Genomic DNA, 15,025 nt, shown 5'->3' on the forward strand with positions numbered 1-15,025 from the left:
TCAATGCAGGTTCGGCTGGGCGCCCGCGCCCTTTTCATCAATCATGGCACCGGTCAGGAACCGGTCCAGCCGGAGCTGGGTCGCCGTTTCATGCGGCGTATCGGTCGCCAGTAAATGCGCGAACACATAGCCCGAGGCTGGGGTTGCCTTGAACCCACCATAACACCAGCCGCCATTGAAATAGAGGCCCTCGATCGGGGTTTTGTCAATGAAGGGAGAACCATCCATCGACATATCCATCAGTCCGCCCCACATCCGCAAGAGCCGAGCGCGCCCAATCATCGGCATCAGGGCCATGCCGCCTTCGAGCACATCTTCGACAACAGGTAGATTTCCGCGCTGGGCATAGCTGTTATAGCCGTCAATATCGCCGCCGAAGACAAGCCCACCCTTGTCCGACTGGCTGATATAGAAATGTCCTGCGCCGAAGGTAATAACGCCTGGAATTATTGGTTTCAGCCCTTCGGAAACGAAGGCCTGCAAAACATGACTCTCCGATCGGAAGGCGCAGGCCCGCCATCGCCATTACACGGGAAGAACTGCCCGCGACCGAAACGCCGACCTTATTCGCGCCGATATATCCCCTGTTGGTTTCCACACCTTTAATTGTTCCCTTCTCGATCTTGAATCCGGTCACTTCGCAATTCTGAATGATGTCCACCCCATGACTATCGGCGGAGCGGGCGTAGCCCCAGGCGACGGCGTCATGGCGCACGGTACCTCCGCGTCGCTGCAAAAGTCCGCCTTTGATGGGGAATCGCGCATTTTCGAAATCAAGAAAGGGGACCATGTCGCGCACCTGTTCCTGATCCAGCAGTTCCGCATCTGCATCATTCAGGATCATCGCATTCCCGCGTCGCCGAAAGGCATCGCGCTGAGCATCGCTGTGGCAGAGGTTGAGTATGCCACGCTGACTGACCATGGCGTTATAGTTAAGGTCCTGCTCCAGTCCCTCCCAGAGTTTCAGCGCGAATTCGTATAAAGGCTCGTTGCCATCGAGCAAATAGTTGGACCGGATAATTGTTGTATTTCGGCCGACATTGCCACCCCCGATCCAGCCTTTTTCCAGCACGGCGATCCACGCCTTCTTATAGACCTTCGCAAGATAGTGTGCCGTCGCTAGACCATGACCGCCGCCACCGACGATGACGTAATCGTACTCGGGCTGTGGAGCGGGATCCCGCCACACGGGTTTCCACCCGGTGTTCCTCCTCAACCCTTCCAATAACACTCTAAGAGCGGAATAGCGCAAAGTTGGCTCCTTTTTATGAATGCTTGAACAATCGCATAATGCCGTAAATCCGATTGTTCTGATAGGGTCATGATTGACGTCAAAAAAGACATGCGCGGCATGATTACTGGCATGAAACAGGGAATACAATTCTTTGGGGAAAAACGCCTTGCAAGTTTCCTGCGTCGTTGACAGATATACTCTTCACTGAATACCCTTAGTCATGAGACCATCAACTTCGTAACAAGTGTATTTCACAATTTATAGTAGGGCTTTAATCCAGAATGATGGTTGAAAAGAGTAAATCTGAAAAAACCGGGCTCTACTCGAAAGAGCATTACATCCCGATCCTGCTGTCCTTCATTGCGGCCTTTGTCGATGTGATATGTTACCTCGCGCTTTTCAGAACCTTTACCGCCTTTATAACAGGCACTCTGATTATTCTGGCATCGGAAGTCATTCATCCGGACGGAGTTTGGATAATGAAGGCTTTGGTGGTGCTCACATTTGTCGTGGGACTATTCTTGTGGCTTATTCTTCTGCAAAAATTGAAGGATTGGAAATATATACGTGCAGCGGTGCTGGCGGTAGAGGCTGTTTTGCTGGGGGCCTTTATGATATCGGGAATGTTTTTCTCACCGCTGCTCGGCGCGGACACGCCTGAAACGATCCTTGTTGCGCTCATTGCCGTTTTTGCTATGACGCTTCAGAATGCTGTGATGGCAAAGGTTTTCCACCAGCATGTTCCAACGACCGTAATGACCGGTAATTTCGCGCGCTTCGCAATCAGTGTGATCGATATATTCGGTCCCGAACGCGCGAGTGTGGACAGGGACGAGGATGCTGCCTACAAAACCAGAAGGCAGTTACGGCATTATTGTTATGTGCTAACAGCTTTCTCTGCAGGCGCTCTCGCAGGCGCAGTTTCCTATAATGTTGGCGGATTTCTTGCGCTTGCCTGCCCTATCACAATATTAATAGCGCTCGCAATCCATCAATGGCGCATCCGATACGATTCAAACACATGATCTCTGCCTTCGGATAGAGCAAAGAAACTTAACTTTGGAGAACGCCTTTGCGCCGTGTAATTCCGGAAAACTAGAATTCCAAGGAATAACCAACCATTGCGCCTATCCGGTAGTTTTTCTCTCCTTCTTCCTCTTGATATTTATAGCCTGCACCAACTGTTATGCCATTTTCAAAGAGGTATCCCAATGAGGCTTGAAAGACTTCACCGTTCTGTGCCTCATCTGCGTCATCCGGATTTTTATTGTTGATATAGGTATATGTCGATCCCAAGACCCATTGCTGGTAACTCAGTTCCGCGCCGATGGTGTTATAGGTCCGATCGTGTGGTTCCTCGCCGCTTAGGTGATTGATATGCACGATTTCACCCAGAATCCGACCTCTCAAATCAGACGTGAAGATATGCTCATATTGGCCCGAGAATGTGTAGCGATCCTCGCTCGTCTCGTCTCCTTCTCCGGCGGCTTGATGAGCGTAGCCGAGGCGATAGGAAAGTCCCTCCGGGAGATTGCTTTTCAGGGAGTAGAAGTTAGAGCCGCCCAGAGAAACCGCGACGGATGAGAAATTATCCGTATTGGAAACGCCGCCATCGCTTTTGTGGGTGACGCCGCGTTCATATAGTATGGAATTGCTGAGAAAAGTCGTATCTGCGAAGAAGGTGCTCACATCGAGCCGGTGGGTGCCGAAATCACCGGCGTTCAGCTTGGCATAGCCGCCAACGCCGATCTTTTCCCGTACGGTATATTCATCAATAATCTGATACCCATACATGCCCGGCATAACATGTTGATCGAAGCTGATAACAGGATCGAACTTACCTGCATAAGCTCCGAAATTGTCCTCGTCATAATTCACCGTAAGCGCACGAATGAACAGAGGTTCATCCTCAAAGTACCGGTTACTGCCATCCAGCGTTGCGCCACCACCGCCATGATCATGGCCTGCAGGCTCGCCCTCCAGTTCAACATTCGTATTTACCGAAAAACCATTGCCGAACCCGTATCCCATTTCAAGATGTGAGTGGGTATAGGCCTCGTCTATTTCCTCGTCCGCCTCTCCCGCTTTATAGACATGGTCATAAAGGATTTTGACATGCAGATGGCCGTAAAACCCGCTCGTCCCATGGTCTTGACCGTGATCGTGACTATGGTCTTCTGCCATTGTGACAGCGGGAAGCAGGAAAAAGTCAGGGATGGAAGTATGGTTTTCAGTTTCATTCGTCGGCGCCTCCATTTTCAGTAATGTTATAACATAACAATATCAAAAGAAAGGACCTGTCAAGGGCGATCCGAAGTGAAAGGTAATTTGCTCTGCAACAGGTTGTGATGGAAACTCGTTTAACGCTTGTGCTGAATAAAAAGAAGACGGACAGGTGCATTAATGAATAGCTTTACGCTAGCCACCCAAAGTAACTTTCTCATCACTGGTCGGAGATTTCCTGCGCTTCGCGATCTATTTGATTAATAGCTTTGGTTCGTAAGGAACGATTGAAGAGAAAGGCGGAGATCTGGCCTACAAAAGCCAAGGGCAGTTTTGGCATTACTGTTATGTGCTAACAGCTTTCTCAGCAGGTGCCCTTAAAGGGCGTAATTTCCTATTATATTTAGTGAGATCCTTGCCCTTGCTCGCTTCGTTAGAATCCTAACAGTGCTTGCACTCCATCATTGGCGCACCCGACACGATCTGAACGTGTGACCTCTGCCTTCGGAGTTTTGTTACTGATGCGGCGAGCATAGGTTTTCTGCAGACGCGTGAAGCCGATAGTGGCTATATTTGGCGCACTTTGACGGGTGTAACGCGGACAATGCACGGACATTAATCGAAAGCCTTTCTTGCCTTTTCAAGATAATCGGAATGATGGTGACTATAGAGCTCCGAGGTACGTTCATGGCTATGGCCTAGCCATCCCGCAATGTCGAACAAGGGCACACCCCTTTGCGCCATCCACGTTCCGGAAGTGTGCCGCAAGGTGTGCGGCGTAACGTCTGATAAACCAGCTTTTCGAACAGCAGTTGCGAATGACTTTTTAATATCCTTTATCCGTTCCCCATTGTTATGGATCACGAAACCGGTTTCGTAGCTCCTACCCTTGGCCTGTTTCAGGAAATACATGAGCCGCCGTGGTATTGGAATGATTGGGCGTTGTTTATTTGTTCGATTACGTCCGGGCGGATTGAAATCGATACGCTGATTTTAGAAGCTTACCTGTGGCCAGCGGAGCGACAATATTGCCTCTTTGCGGGCTCCGGTATAAAGGCCAAGCAGAATAAAAAGCGGCAGGTACAACCGGACTCTAGGTTCTGATTTGGCGGCCCATAGAAGTGAAGCGGCTTCACTGCGTGTCAACCAAACACTTTTACCTTCGGGCTTTTTTGGAAGCCATACATGTGGAACGCGGGTTAACCGGCCCATTTTATGATCGTGCTTGATAGCAGCTCTCAAAACGCCTAGTTCTCGCCTAATCGTGCTGTCAGAGCGGTTACGGCTAGCTGAATACGCTAAGCAAGTTGGACGAGAAATATCCCCAACAACATTAGCTCCCCAAAATCTTAATAGTGGAGAAATTGCAAAACCGATACGTTCCGGTGCCGCTGTGTTCACCGCATGCTCATCCGTATAATTTTCCAGAGCATCCAAAATCATATATTTCTCCGGAGGGAGAGGTCCGAAACGTTGCTGCTTGGATTTAATGAATTCTGCGAGCTGTTCTTCAGCTTCTTGATAATTCGTTGTCCCCGTGCTTCGTTCCCGCGTCCGACCCTTTTCGGACCAGCAGATATAATATTTTCCTCGCTTTTTGAGGTATTTGAGATATGCGCCTCTGTTTGGCCTTGGCATGACTTCCTCACATTCTGTTCAATGAATTCATCAATTGTTTCACGTGGATACATCCACGTTCCAGAAACCATAATGGCGGAAATTTTATTTTGCTCTCTGAGCGTCCGGACGGATCGAGCGGGAATGCCTAATTCCTTGGCAAACATTTCAGCGGTGAGTAGCCGGGGGAGATTACCAGTCATCACGCTTCACCCTATTCAGTTCGTAAGGCGAATTTGAAATCTCCTGTTGAAGAGATTGCGTGAGATGATTAGGATGAATATCAGAAAACGATCTCAAAATTTAGCTTCCATCTTACGGTTAAGTTTCATCGTTTTTATGATCAAAAGAGCTCGGCGGCCGTCAAACCTTGCCGGGCTCTTTTTCGTTTTTATTGCCTTTCAATTGAGCAATTTCTTTTCTTAATTCTGTTAGCGCCTCAAAGACTTTTTCCATTTCATAGCCAATGCCTTGAAGTTCCATAGCGTTATGTTCGCCGGTCCATTCATTTTCTAGGTCTTTGAAAGTGTACATGAAACTGAAGTCGGGATTTCTTCGGATAGCTTCTGTGTTGGCGATACACTCGAAAATTTTTCTTGGATCAAACTCCAAAATTTCAGCAATTTTTGCCATATTCACCATGGATGGATATTTTCCATCCGCTTCGCCGGCTTTTTCGTATTTCACCATTGAGTTTGGGCTAATCCCGGCAAATTTTGCCAAGGCGGCACGTGTCATGCCTTTATCTTTGCGCTTCTGTTCTATGATTTGACCCAAAGGCGCGTACGGGCTTGCGGCAGGTCTCTGGCTTGTTGGACTGTTCATAATTCTCTTTAGTGTGAAAATAGTACAAAAAAATATATACCAAAATGCATATTTTGATGCCAATCATTTTTCCCCTTATGGTAGGAAAAATCGTCGATAATGCTTTAGGGAGTATATTTATCTGAAAGTCTTAATGCCCAGTGAGGCTATTCTTAGCGCAAAATTTCTGAAACACATGGAATGGAAAGGTCTAAGGTATCTGCGATTTCTTTTGTCGTGTTACCTTTAGATTTGAGGGATTTAGCAGCGTCGGCTTTTTCGCGGTATATCTGTGAAACGCGAGATGGTGATATACCAAGGGCTTTAGCGATTTTTCTTACCGTAACATTCTTCCCTCGAAGCCTGATTACTTCTTCTGATTGTTTTTTGCGAATTGCCGCCTGTTCCGCTTGTAGCTGACGCTTCATATTTGCTGCAACGTTGATAGACGGAACGTCATTTTCGGACGCTGCCATTTGGATAGCCAGTTCTTTATCAACGCCCATAAAGAAATATTCTAAAGCATCCCGTCCGGCTTTATTAATCTCTCTTATCCGATCTCTCCGCCCATTAGCTTCAGCTTCCTTGTCTTCGGCACGCCGTCGAAGTATGGACGCCTGCACTTCCAGATAGTCGGCAAGGGCATAAAAAGATTGCCTATCAAGCTTATTGAAGGTGATTTTAAATAGGTTATCAAGCAATGGAACTTGGTCCTCTCATTACGAACTAATGCTACGCAAAGAATGGCTCGATTAGCTCACTTGTCGGATTTACGGATGGCTCTCATTTTAACCATCAAATTGTCACCGTAAGGCGTAAGTATCCAATATGTGGCTGTATCGGTTACGCTCCTTTTTTGGCGCTCTCTTGAATCAAGCCTAATGCTCGCAATTGGATGATAATTGTATCTACGTCATGTTCGCTTATTTTGCCGTGGCGGAAAGATTGCCCCTTTAACTTCTCAGTTTTTTCTGCTTCTTGATAGGCTAAAGCTCCAATAATTTCTTGTATTGAACGGCGCAAACGGGTTTCCCGTACTTCACTGATTAAGCTGCCAGATACTAAGGAAAAGACTTCGTTCCATGTTGGCTCGATTGTCACCCGATATTCGACGCCAAGGAAATCATCATAGGGGCGAACTGTAGCTTCAAACTTTGCTTTATCATCCCCTTGAGCAAGGTATTCAGCCCCTGCGGGAGGTCCAGAGCGTGAACCCTGCAATTCGACTTCAAGCTCTGCTACACGATTTCGAAGTGAGAGAATTTCGGAAATAGTTGCTTCTGAGGGAACTTTATCGGCGCGTATCCAGCCGACAGCGGGCCTCTTTTTAACAACCGAGGTAAGCCCGACAATAACGGAAGATTTCAGGTCATGGACAGAGGTCCAATATACGCATGTATGAGCATCTTCGACCTTCTTTCTAAAATTAACTAACTTCTCCCATGCTTGCTCGTCAGTTTCAGTGTTCCCTCTTGGTAATTTATCTGGATCTTTTATGAGGAAAGGAATTACGGCTTTTTTTGACTTTACGGCGTAATCATACTCTTTCTCAGTGTATCCTATCCCTTCACTATCGAGGGAACCATACCGCCCCCCAATGATCAGGAGGTAATAGTCCGATGCATCGATTACGTCTTTTATTAAGTCCCATGCGGTTTCGTCGGAGGCCGGAAATAGTTCCATTCCGGCAGGCATGTGATCAAGCTCTAGAACAGCCTTCAAGACGGCCTGGCGCTCGTCAATTAAATCGCGGAAGGTAGAGGAGATAAAAACCTGATATCGCTTATCTAACGTCATTGTTGAGCATTTCTCCAACTGCTAGTAAAACAACATAGCGTTCCAAATTGAATCATTGAGACCCTTTTATCGATCTAACTAGGTAGGCTAACTGTTCAATTCCGTCGTATGTGGTAGGGAGTTTCTCTGGGTCAGCTGTTATTCCGCTAAAAATAAGGCTTTCAAATTTTTCAAGAGCTCCAGAGTTTTTCTCAATTAAATGCTTGGAGCTTTCCGCATAACTTTCAATGAACTGACATAGAGCTTGCCGAAGCTCTATCTGCATCTTTTGCGTTTTCGAACCTTTGTGGCTATGCAAGATAATTCTAAAAAAATAAATGAAGAGAACCTCAATCGCTATCAACGGCGGCAAAATATATAGATAATTATTGTCAATACTAAGATCATTATATAGTCGATATATTACGGTCACAATTTCTGCAACGAGTGGAGCAATAATCAACACGGCCATGAATATTAAACCGGAAAATTGCCACCATTGGCGGACTGAAATTCTCTTCTTTAAATCTTCAAAACCTTGGTTAAGTCCTACAAAGTTAAACTCAGATTTTTGATGCTTAAGTATGTCAGCAAGCGCATCAACCTGACTTTTTTGATTTGAAAGCTCTTTCTTCCAATCTGAAATTAGATTTTTAGCGGTTTCCATGTTTTCAGAAAATGTTTTGAAGTTTTGAATGCCCTCACTTTTGAGCATCTTCTTAATTATATCGGCGGGCATTAAGGTCGATGCATAACGCAAACTGTGTCGGGTATTTTGGTCAAATAAATTAAAATTTGATTCAACTTCATCCTTTACTTTAGTGATCGGAATTGGGGTTGCTTTTTCTTCAATTGGTGACATTTCAAACTCTAGTAAGAAACGATATGCCCAAACAAAAAGTTTATCGAAATGAAGTCGGTTTGACGTGTCAAATTCGTCGATCAGCGTGAAAAATCGACCTCCAATCACCCCTAGATTGAAGGCGCAGTTCTCATCCCACTCTGCTGGTTCGTCGAGTATTTGTAAGAGCACTGTCGAGATAAAATTTCTTTCAAGCTTTATCACCTCGTCACTAGTTTTATGGCTATCAAATTTACGCATGAGGCCTTGAATAGCAAAAATTGCCTTATCTTCAGAAAAAAGCATTATTCCCCCTATACGCGTTGGCATAATTTGAATTAGCTATTTGTAGGTTATAGAAATATAATTCGTTGAACAACTCAAACAGTTATTCATATCCGAAGTGTATACTTCCTTTTCTACGTAACGTATCGAAGGAAGAGTAAATTCCCCAAGAATCTTACTAGCTCTTATGTCGATGATGGGAATTGCTCGTTGTCCTCAAAATCCGGATACTCTTCACCCGCGAAAACCCTCTCATAAAAAGCTGCCCTGATTTCTTTCGCAATCTCGTTGTGATCTTGCCAGTCTTGCCAGAATAGACGGCCCGATGGACTAAGATCATGCTCATCGGCTATTCTTTAAAGTGCTTTAAGTTCGATTGAGAAAATATCGATACCAAACACCGCAGTATCCAAAATTCGGCGTGCCGCTTCCTCTACTTCATCGATTTGCTCTTCATCGATAACTATTCCTCGAAGTTCTGCAATCTCTCCTAACTCTTCGCCGTCCAAAAGCCGGAGGGCATTTTGCAATGCTTCAAAATGTGCACGGGCTTTGACGGGATAGGCACGGAAGCGACCTTGTCTGAGCATATCGAGTTCTCGAAGATGCAGAAGACAGTCTTCCATAAATTTCGAAGTGTGGATGCCACTGGCTGAAATTTCCTCTGGCGTTTCATGCGGGCCAGATGTTTCCATTTCAATCCCAATAACGGCCTCAGGTGTAATTCCCAATATTTCACATAGGGAGTGAAGTCGGGAAATATTGGGCTCCATTCCGCCGTATTCGTATTTCTCAATCGTTTTGACAGGGATGCCGGTGAGCTCTGCCAATTGTTTCCGCGTCAGGTTCTTGGTATTTCTTGCGGCCTTCAGCCGATCGGCAGGGGTATCGTTTTCTTTGATTGCATTGATTATGATTTCAGAAGTCATTTTTCTGATCCTTTCAGTTAAGTATTTGAAAATATTGGGATGGGGAAGGTTCCCCGGGTGTCTCGGGGAGGTCCCCGGGATAGTCTGGGACGAGGTAATCCGGGTAGGGGGTGCCGTCCGTCAAATTATTTCCGGAATTGTTTTTTCCGACGACAAGTGTCCGGACACTTGTCGTTGTTGTGTGCTTCATAGAAGCATTCGCCCGCCAAAGGCGAAGCGCCTGCAATTGCGTTTCTTCCAACTGTCGTTTCTTCAGCAAGTCTTCGAAATTGCCGGAGAAGTTACGAACTATCAGACAAGGCTCGTATCGATCCGTAAATTTCGGCATTGGATTGGTAATGCCTACCACGATATCGCGCGTATCGCCGCTGTCATTGCGTTCCTGAGCGGCTTTGGCTTTTAGCCTTAGGCATGATGTTCCAGAGCCATCTACCGCGCGCGTCTGGCGCTTTGACGAGCTTCAGGCCGTCTTCCTGGAGCTGCTTTCGGAACTCTCGTATTGGTCCAAGAGGGTGGAAAAATTTGAGCCTGTGCGTTTGCTCGAATAGTTCTTTGAGTTCGGGTCCCGCAAGCTGATCAAATTCCGATGGTTTGAAAACATATTTCACACATTCTGCGGGGTTCTGGATACGTTCATCATGGGCGTAGCCTTTTTCAAATCGCGATTTGATGTAGTCCATGGTTTCCATCCATTTATTTGGCCCCAGCCGCTTGCCAGAGCGCATCAGGACGTGTGAATGCATATTAAGGTGTGGAGCCCCGTCAACCCGCTTTATGGTGTTTTCGACGTTGTAATAGACGAATGAAAGACCGCGCTCTTTGAGCAGCGGATCGCTGTTTAGTTTTGATATTTTCCGGGTGAAGGCTTTATGGGCTTCCCGGTATTCTGACAAGGGCACCCAACCGTTACTTATGACCAGCATACGGAGGTGCTTTTTATTCGCACCGTCCATGTAATAGCGGACATGCTTGAACATATCGTGGATGTTCTTGGCCTGCATGACGGGGATCAGGTTGGAATTACGGAAATTGTTGGCTTTCTCCGCTTGTCCGGTGCAGAGGCCTATGATGGTGGTGCCGTTTTCTTCCTGATAGGCGTTGATGCCCTCCGCCTCCAAACGAGCCGCAATGTCATGGGATTGTTTCTTTAGGATCCGTTCTCTGCTTTTGGCTTCGATAAACTTGTCGCGGTCCACGGCTTTACCAATGGTTTTCTCCCATAGATCGGCTGAGGACAGCACCCCGGTAGTCTCTGGGAGAGCTGTGCCGGAAAGCTTAATCTCGCCCGATTCTCCGTCATATAGCTCGCGAGATGCCGTAAGGCAGAGGGAGGCTGTGAGATTGCTGCGAGGGGGTGCCCCCTCGCGCTCCCCACGCTCGCCGCTGGGCAAGGGTGCAGGCACGTTGTGTCTGCACCCCTGCGGGGGAGCATCGGGTGTCGCCGCCGCATCAAGGGGCTGCCGCACCACTCCTGAGCGGGGCTCAGGACCGTGCAGCCCCTTGACCCGGACGTCAGTGCGCGAGAGGAACGCAGGCCCAGTATGCGGAGGAGAGAGCGCCATCAGTGGACGATTTCCTCGCCCGCTGAGTTTGAATTTCCCTCAAGCGTGTCATTTACAAGCTCGAGAGCTTCGGCAAACTCTTCATCGAAATGGTCAAGGCAGAATGCGAAAACCTGATCTGTCAGCTTTTCAATGGCGTCGGCTTCGCGGGTGAGGCCTTGCTGGTTCAGGAATTGCCGCAACTCGCATGATGCGGCGAGCCAGATGGCGGCTTTGATCGGGGAATACCTGCTCATACGGCACCCCCGATCAGGGCGTGCAAATGGCCGGTTACGGCTAGGATTGCCGTAGCAATTTTACGTCGAAAAAGAGAGGCTTTTTGGAGGTTGCGCGGACATAACGCGGACAGAGACCATTTTTCAGGTCTTTGAAATCTCGCTAAGTCATTGTAAAGATTGGCGCACCCGACACGATTCGAACGTGTAACCTCTGCCTTCGGAGGGCGGTGGTATATGTTTCTCTATACATTCTAATATCTCCATAACTATTATATTTCAATGAATTAGTTTCCGTATCTTTCCGTTCGTTTCCTGTATTGTGATTGCTGGTGATTGCTATATGATTGCTGGATCGTAAATTTCGAGAGATTGGAAATGCAGGCAAAAATCATCAAGCGGAACGTCGATGCAGCGCGCCCAAAAGAGCGCGACTGGTTTATGTGGGATACGGAGCTGAAAGGGTTTGGTCTTAAAGTTACCCGTTCGGGAAATCGTATCTACATCGTGCAATATCGTATGAGTGGGCGCGGTGTACCTACGCGGCGGCTGACGATCGGAAAGCATGGATCTCCCTGGACACCGGAGAAAGCACGAGATGAGGCAAAACGTGTGTTGGGAGACATCGCCGACGGCCAAGATCCACAGCAAGTCAAAATGACGGACAAAGCGGCGATGACAGTATCCGAGCTTTGCGAGCGATATCTTGAAGAAGGCTGTGCGACCAAAAAACCATCAACAATTGCGACAGATAAGGGGCGGATAGAACGCCATATCAAGCCATTGTTGGGCAGACAACGGGTCAAGGATCTTACCGTAAATGACATTAAGCGTTTCATGGCGGATATCGCCAAGGGGAAAACCGTTGCCGATGAACGGACTGGACCCCACGGGCGGGCCCGTGTGGTTGGAGGGAAAGGAACGGCGACCCGAACGGTTGGTTTGCTAGGCGGCATCCTCTCCTTTGCGGTTGCGGAAGGTGTTCTGAGTGTAAACCCGGCGCGCGGTGTGAAAAGATTTCCTGATCGAAAAAATGAACGCTTTCTCAATTCACATGAATTAGCTCGCCTTGGGGAAATTCTTCGGACTGCTGATGAAGCGGAAAAGGAACGCGTCAATTTAGAGCGCACGTTAAGCAGCACTAAGCTGGAAACGGAAAGAGCGGCACTTCGCGACCGGATAAGTATGTTGGCGAAGGAAGGCGAAAATGAAATGGCGATTGCGGCCATTCGGATGCTGATCCTGACGGGCTGCCGCAAGACAGAAATTCTATCGTTGAAATGGCATGAAGTTGATTTCGAATTCGGGTGCTTGCGTCTCGATGACTCCAAGACAGGGCAAAAAACTATTATGCTTGGAGCCCCCGCACTGCAGTTATTGGCGGGACTGTCGCGAGGCGAAAAATCTCCCTACGTTTTTCCGGCGTTGCGAGGGGAAGGACATTATGTCGGATTACCGAAAGCCTGGATCAGAATTCGGGAACGTGCCGAACTGCACGATGTTCGTCTCCACGATTTACGGCATACTTTTGCCAGCGCTGGAGCAGGAAGCGGTATAGGGTTGCAGGTACTGGGAAAACTGCTAGGGCACTCGGATCCTAAAACCACAGGGCGGTATGCACATATTGCAAGCGATCCGATAAAAGCGGCGGCAGATCGAACAGCAGGACGGCTTGCGGATGCAATGAATGCAAATCAGAAAGTAACGCCAAAGGTTGTTGACATGAATAGTCGTTAAAACGGGAATGGTTATGGAAACGAACAATCCTTATTTAGAGATATATGATCGGATCTTTTTTGGACTATGGGATTTAACAACGGGTCAGGGTGGGAACGATAGGCGTCATTATATAGGTGCAAAGCTATATGGGCAGTTTCTCTTAAGTGAAATTAATCGGTATCAGGAAGTGAAGAATAGCGGAGCGCATGCCATTGAAAGACACGGCCTTGTCGCTCCAATGTCGATAATTAAGGCTTGGACGTTTAACGTGTTAGAAGACTGTCACCAGCTTCGAATAGTTCCTCCATATGAACTTTGTGAAGCAATATACTTTCTAATGGGCTGTAGCCATCTAACGCCAAAACGGGGTAAGCCTGAAGCCAAGCAAGCTTACTCAAAGCTTTTAGAGCGTAGCCCTAGAATTGGTATTCGCGAAGCCGCTAGGCGTCTTGACGTAAATCCCAGTACGATCTTGCGTTGGCAGGAAAATACGACCTTTTCCCGTGAACCCGAAGGCGAAGAATACGGTGAAGAATATCGCCGTATAAGAAAACTAACCAATGTCGAAGACTTTCATCCCATATGGTATCAGGTGTTGCGAGAGAAATCATTAGCGCAACACGAGTAGAATGTTCCATAGTTTGCCGTAAGCCATAGAGGCTTTCGTGAACAACTAAAGGAACAGCATTTGCAGAAAACAGTATCGTACTCCCGTCGTCTAAGAACCCGTGATGCCGCATCATATTGCGGTTCTACCAAATCCACTTTCGAAAAATTGAGACTAATCGGCGACGGTCCGACCTATGCTAAAATTGGCCGGGTCGTTGTCTACGATGTCGACGATCTCGATGCATGGCTTGATAGCAAAAAGCATCGCTCAACCTCAGAGTATTCAACATCGTTTTGATCCTTGGAAGTGTCGCGGCTAATATCAACTTATGAAGCCGCCAGAAGACTCGGAATCTCAGTCAGAACATTAGAGCGCCATCGCCAGAACAAGACCGGTCCGGTCTTTCTCCGGCTGGGCAGGCGGGTGCTCTATAGCGTTGCGGAGCTCAATCGCTGGTGTGAAGAAAACAAAACCGTTTGATGGTTGAGGCTATTTGGAAACCACTCTTTATCTTTCCGGCTGTTTCCGCCATAGACCGTCACAAATTAGGTCAATTCCTATTTTATCGATTGCCAAAAATATAGGAAATTCAATTGGTTATCAATAGGCCAACGAGGCTTTCACTTTATATAGTTGTGATTAGGATAAAAGCTTTGAAATGAAGGTATCCCACTACATCCATTACCCGGAAGCCAGCCGCTTTCTGAAAGCAGCGAGGGAAAGTAAAAAGCTGGGGAAACCGGTCAATACACTAACGACTGTCAACCTAGAGCAATTAGGCATTCCTCCGATGGAATGTTCAAACTACCTTCGAAATTCGCTGCAGAAGCTTAGAAAGCTGCTTGAACGGCGAGACTGCCCCTGGTGCGTTGCCTGGGTGCTGGAGAATAGCGACAGTAACGGCGTTCATGCTCATATCCTGATCCATCGTAACTTGTCCCTGATGAGTGACTGGCGAGCGTTTCGGGTGCTGGTCCTGAAAGCCTTCAATCAACCGAAGCCTCCGCCCCGCGCCATCCGCTCCTGTAAATTCCGGACATGGTTTCAAAGCTATGAGCAGAGTTGCGGCAATCTTGAGAATTATCTTTTGAAGGGTATCCGCCCGGAAGTCGCGGGATTGTTAAATATCAACGCGAAATCACAAGGGGTTATTTATGGGAAAAGGATTGGTGTCATGGGAAGAGAGAAAATTTAGAATTGAACCGTTTGT

Annotated in this window: 16 protein-coding genes and 2 pseudogenes; 5 read left to right on the plus strand and 13 right to left on the minus strand. The window is 47.5% G+C overall.

Going from position 1 to position 15,025, the window contains the following annotated elements:
• Nucleotides 1-1,252, minus strand: a pseudogene (locus AC0L73_RS10490) (sarcosine oxidase subunit beta family protein).
• A 263-nt stretch (nucleotides 1,253-1,515) separates the two neighbouring features.
• Here AC0L73_RS10490 and AC0L73_RS10495 point away from each other — a divergent pair.
• Entirely contained in the window at nucleotides 1,516-2,259 is a 744-nt protein-coding gene (locus AC0L73_RS10495) for a YoaK family protein (protein ID WP_473653707.1), read from the plus strand.
• Nucleotides 2,260-2,329: 70 nt separating this feature from the next.
• Here the strand turns inward: AC0L73_RS10495 and AC0L73_RS10500 are convergent, their stop codons facing one another.
• The 12 genes and pseudogenes from AC0L73_RS10500 to AC0L73_RS10555 all read right to left on the minus strand — a co-directional run bounded on the left by AC0L73_RS10500 (nucleotide 2,330) and on the right by AC0L73_RS10555 (nucleotide 11,507).
• A complete protein-coding gene (locus AC0L73_RS10500; RefSeq protein WP_473653708.1) occupies nucleotides 2,330-3,490 on the minus strand; it encodes a hypothetical protein in 1,161 nt (386 codons plus the stop codon).
• A 582-nt stretch (nucleotides 3,491-4,072) separates the two neighbouring features.
• On the minus strand, nucleotides 4,073-4,441 hold the full coding sequence (locus AC0L73_RS10505; protein WP_321576132.1) for a tyrosine-type recombinase/integrase: 369 nt from the start codon (nucleotides 4,439-4,441) through the stop codon (nucleotides 4,073-4,075).
• Between the two features lie 9 nt (nucleotides 4,442-4,450).
• Nucleotides 4,451-5,095 (minus strand): hypothetical protein, encoded by a 645-nt coding sequence (locus AC0L73_RS10510; protein ID WP_473655472.1) that lies wholly within the window; start codon nucleotides 5,093-5,095, stop codon nucleotides 4,451-4,453.
• Between the two features lie 23 nt (nucleotides 5,096-5,118).
• Nucleotides 5,119-5,277: pseudogene (locus AC0L73_RS10515) on the minus strand (helix-turn-helix domain-containing protein); the annotation flags it as partial.
• A gap of 160 nt (nucleotides 5,278-5,437) precedes the next feature.
• A complete protein-coding gene (locus tag AC0L73_RS10520) occupies nucleotides 5,438-5,962 on the minus strand; it encodes a helix-turn-helix transcriptional regulator (RefSeq protein WP_473653709.1) in 525 nt (174 codons plus the stop codon).
• A gap of 89 nt (nucleotides 5,963-6,051) precedes the next feature.
• A complete protein-coding gene (locus AC0L73_RS10525; protein WP_473653710.1) occupies nucleotides 6,052-6,579 on the minus strand; it encodes a hypothetical protein in 528 nt (175 codons plus the stop codon).
• Nucleotides 6,580-6,721: 142 nt separating this feature from the next.
• Nucleotides 6,722-7,675 carry a DUF4062 domain-containing protein gene (locus tag AC0L73_RS10530; protein WP_473653711.1) on the minus strand — a complete coding sequence of 318 codons (954 nt, stop codon included), beginning with the start codon at nucleotides 7,673-7,675 and terminating at the stop codon, nucleotides 6,722-6,724.
• Nucleotides 7,676-7,727: 52 nt separating this feature from the next.
• Nucleotides 7,728-8,801, minus strand: coding sequence for a hypothetical protein (locus AC0L73_RS10535; RefSeq protein WP_227948267.1), 1,074 nt, complete (start codon nucleotides 8,799-8,801; stop codon nucleotides 7,728-7,730).
• Nucleotides 8,802-9,136: 335 nt separating this feature from the next.
• Nucleotides 9,137-9,709, minus strand: a complete 573-nt coding sequence (locus tag AC0L73_RS10540) for a helix-turn-helix domain-containing protein (protein ID WP_227948266.1) — start codon at nucleotides 9,707-9,709, stop codon at nucleotides 9,137-9,139.
• Between the two features lie 13 nt (nucleotides 9,710-9,722).
• Nucleotides 9,723-10,037 (minus strand): hypothetical protein, encoded by a 315-nt coding sequence (locus AC0L73_RS10545; protein ID WP_227948265.1) that lies wholly within the window; start codon nucleotides 10,035-10,037, stop codon nucleotides 9,723-9,725.
• 43 nt (nucleotides 10,038-10,080) lie between these two features.
• A complete protein-coding gene (locus tag AC0L73_RS10550; RefSeq protein WP_473653712.1) occupies nucleotides 10,081-11,175 on the minus strand; it encodes a hypothetical protein in 1,095 nt (364 codons plus the stop codon).
• A gap of 95 nt (nucleotides 11,176-11,270) precedes the next feature.
• Nucleotides 11,271-11,507 carry a hypothetical protein gene (locus AC0L73_RS10555; protein WP_473653713.1) on the minus strand — a complete coding sequence of 79 codons (237 nt, stop codon included), beginning with the start codon at nucleotides 11,505-11,507 and terminating at the stop codon, nucleotides 11,271-11,273.
• A 357-nt stretch (nucleotides 11,508-11,864) separates the two neighbouring features.
• Here AC0L73_RS10555 and AC0L73_RS10560 point away from each other — a divergent pair, with 357 nt between their 5' ends.
• From AC0L73_RS10560 to AC0L73_RS10575, 4 genes are all read left to right on the plus strand, one after another.
• Entirely contained in the window at nucleotides 11,865-13,223 is a 1,359-nt protein-coding gene (locus AC0L73_RS10560) for a tyrosine-type recombinase/integrase (protein ID WP_473653714.1), read from the plus strand.
• Nucleotides 13,224-13,236: 13 nt separating this feature from the next.
• Nucleotides 13,237-13,833: a hypothetical protein gene (locus tag AC0L73_RS10565; RefSeq protein ID WP_473653715.1), complete on the plus strand. Its 597-nt coding sequence runs from the start codon at nucleotides 13,237-13,239 to the stop codon at nucleotides 13,831-13,833.
• A 288-nt stretch (nucleotides 13,834-14,121) separates the two neighbouring features.
• Nucleotides 14,122-14,295, plus strand: a complete 174-nt coding sequence (locus tag AC0L73_RS10570; RefSeq protein WP_473653716.1) for a helix-turn-helix transcriptional regulator — start codon at nucleotides 14,122-14,124, stop codon at nucleotides 14,293-14,295.
• Between the two features lie 178 nt (nucleotides 14,296-14,473).
• Nucleotides 14,474-15,010, plus strand: coding sequence for a hypothetical protein (locus tag AC0L73_RS10575; RefSeq protein ID WP_473653717.1), 537 nt, complete (start codon nucleotides 14,474-14,476; stop codon nucleotides 15,008-15,010).
• The last annotated feature ends 15 nt before the right edge of the window (nucleotides 15,011-15,025 follow it).

Source organism: Sneathiella sp. D3-11 (assembly GCF_055809395.1).

Coding starts and splice junctions, on each gene's coding strand:
- AC0L73_RS10495 (WP_473653707.1), top strand. CDS start 1,516: ATGATGGTTGAAAAGAGTAAATCTGAAAAAACCGGGCTCTACTCGAAA.
- AC0L73_RS10500 (WP_473653708.1), bottom strand. CDS start 3,490: ATGGAGGCGCCGACGAATGAAACTGAAAACCATACTTCCATCCCTGAC.
- AC0L73_RS10510 (WP_473655472.1), bottom strand. CDS start 5,095: ATGCCAAGGCCAAACAGAGGCGCATATCTCAAATACCTCAAAAAGCGA.
- AC0L73_RS10530 (WP_473653711.1), bottom strand. CDS start 7,675: ATGACGTTAGATAAGCGATATCAGGTTTTTATCTCCTCTACCTTCCGC.
- AC0L73_RS10535 (WP_227948267.1), bottom strand. CDS start 8,801: ATGCTTTTTTCTGAAGATAAGGCAATTTTTGCTATTCAAGGCCTCATG.
- AC0L73_RS10540 (WP_227948266.1), bottom strand. CDS start 9,709: ATGACTTCTGAAATCATAATCAATGCAATCAAAGAAAACGATACCCCT.
- AC0L73_RS10545 (WP_227948265.1), bottom strand. CDS start 10,037: ATGCCGAAATTTACGGATCGATACGAGCCTTGTCTGATAGTTCGTAAC.
- AC0L73_RS10555 (WP_473653713.1), bottom strand. CDS start 11,507: ATGAGCAGGTATTCCCCGATCAAAGCCGCCATCTGGCTCGCCGCATCA.
- AC0L73_RS10560 (WP_473653714.1), top strand. CDS start 11,865: ATGCAGGCAAAAATCATCAAGCGGAACGTCGATGCAGCGCGCCCAAAA.
- AC0L73_RS10565 (WP_473653715.1), top strand. CDS start 13,237: ATGGAAACGAACAATCCTTATTTAGAGATATATGATCGGATCTTTTTT.
- AC0L73_RS10575 (WP_473653717.1), top strand. CDS start 14,474: ATGAAGGTATCCCACTACATCCATTACCCGGAAGCCAGCCGCTTTCTG.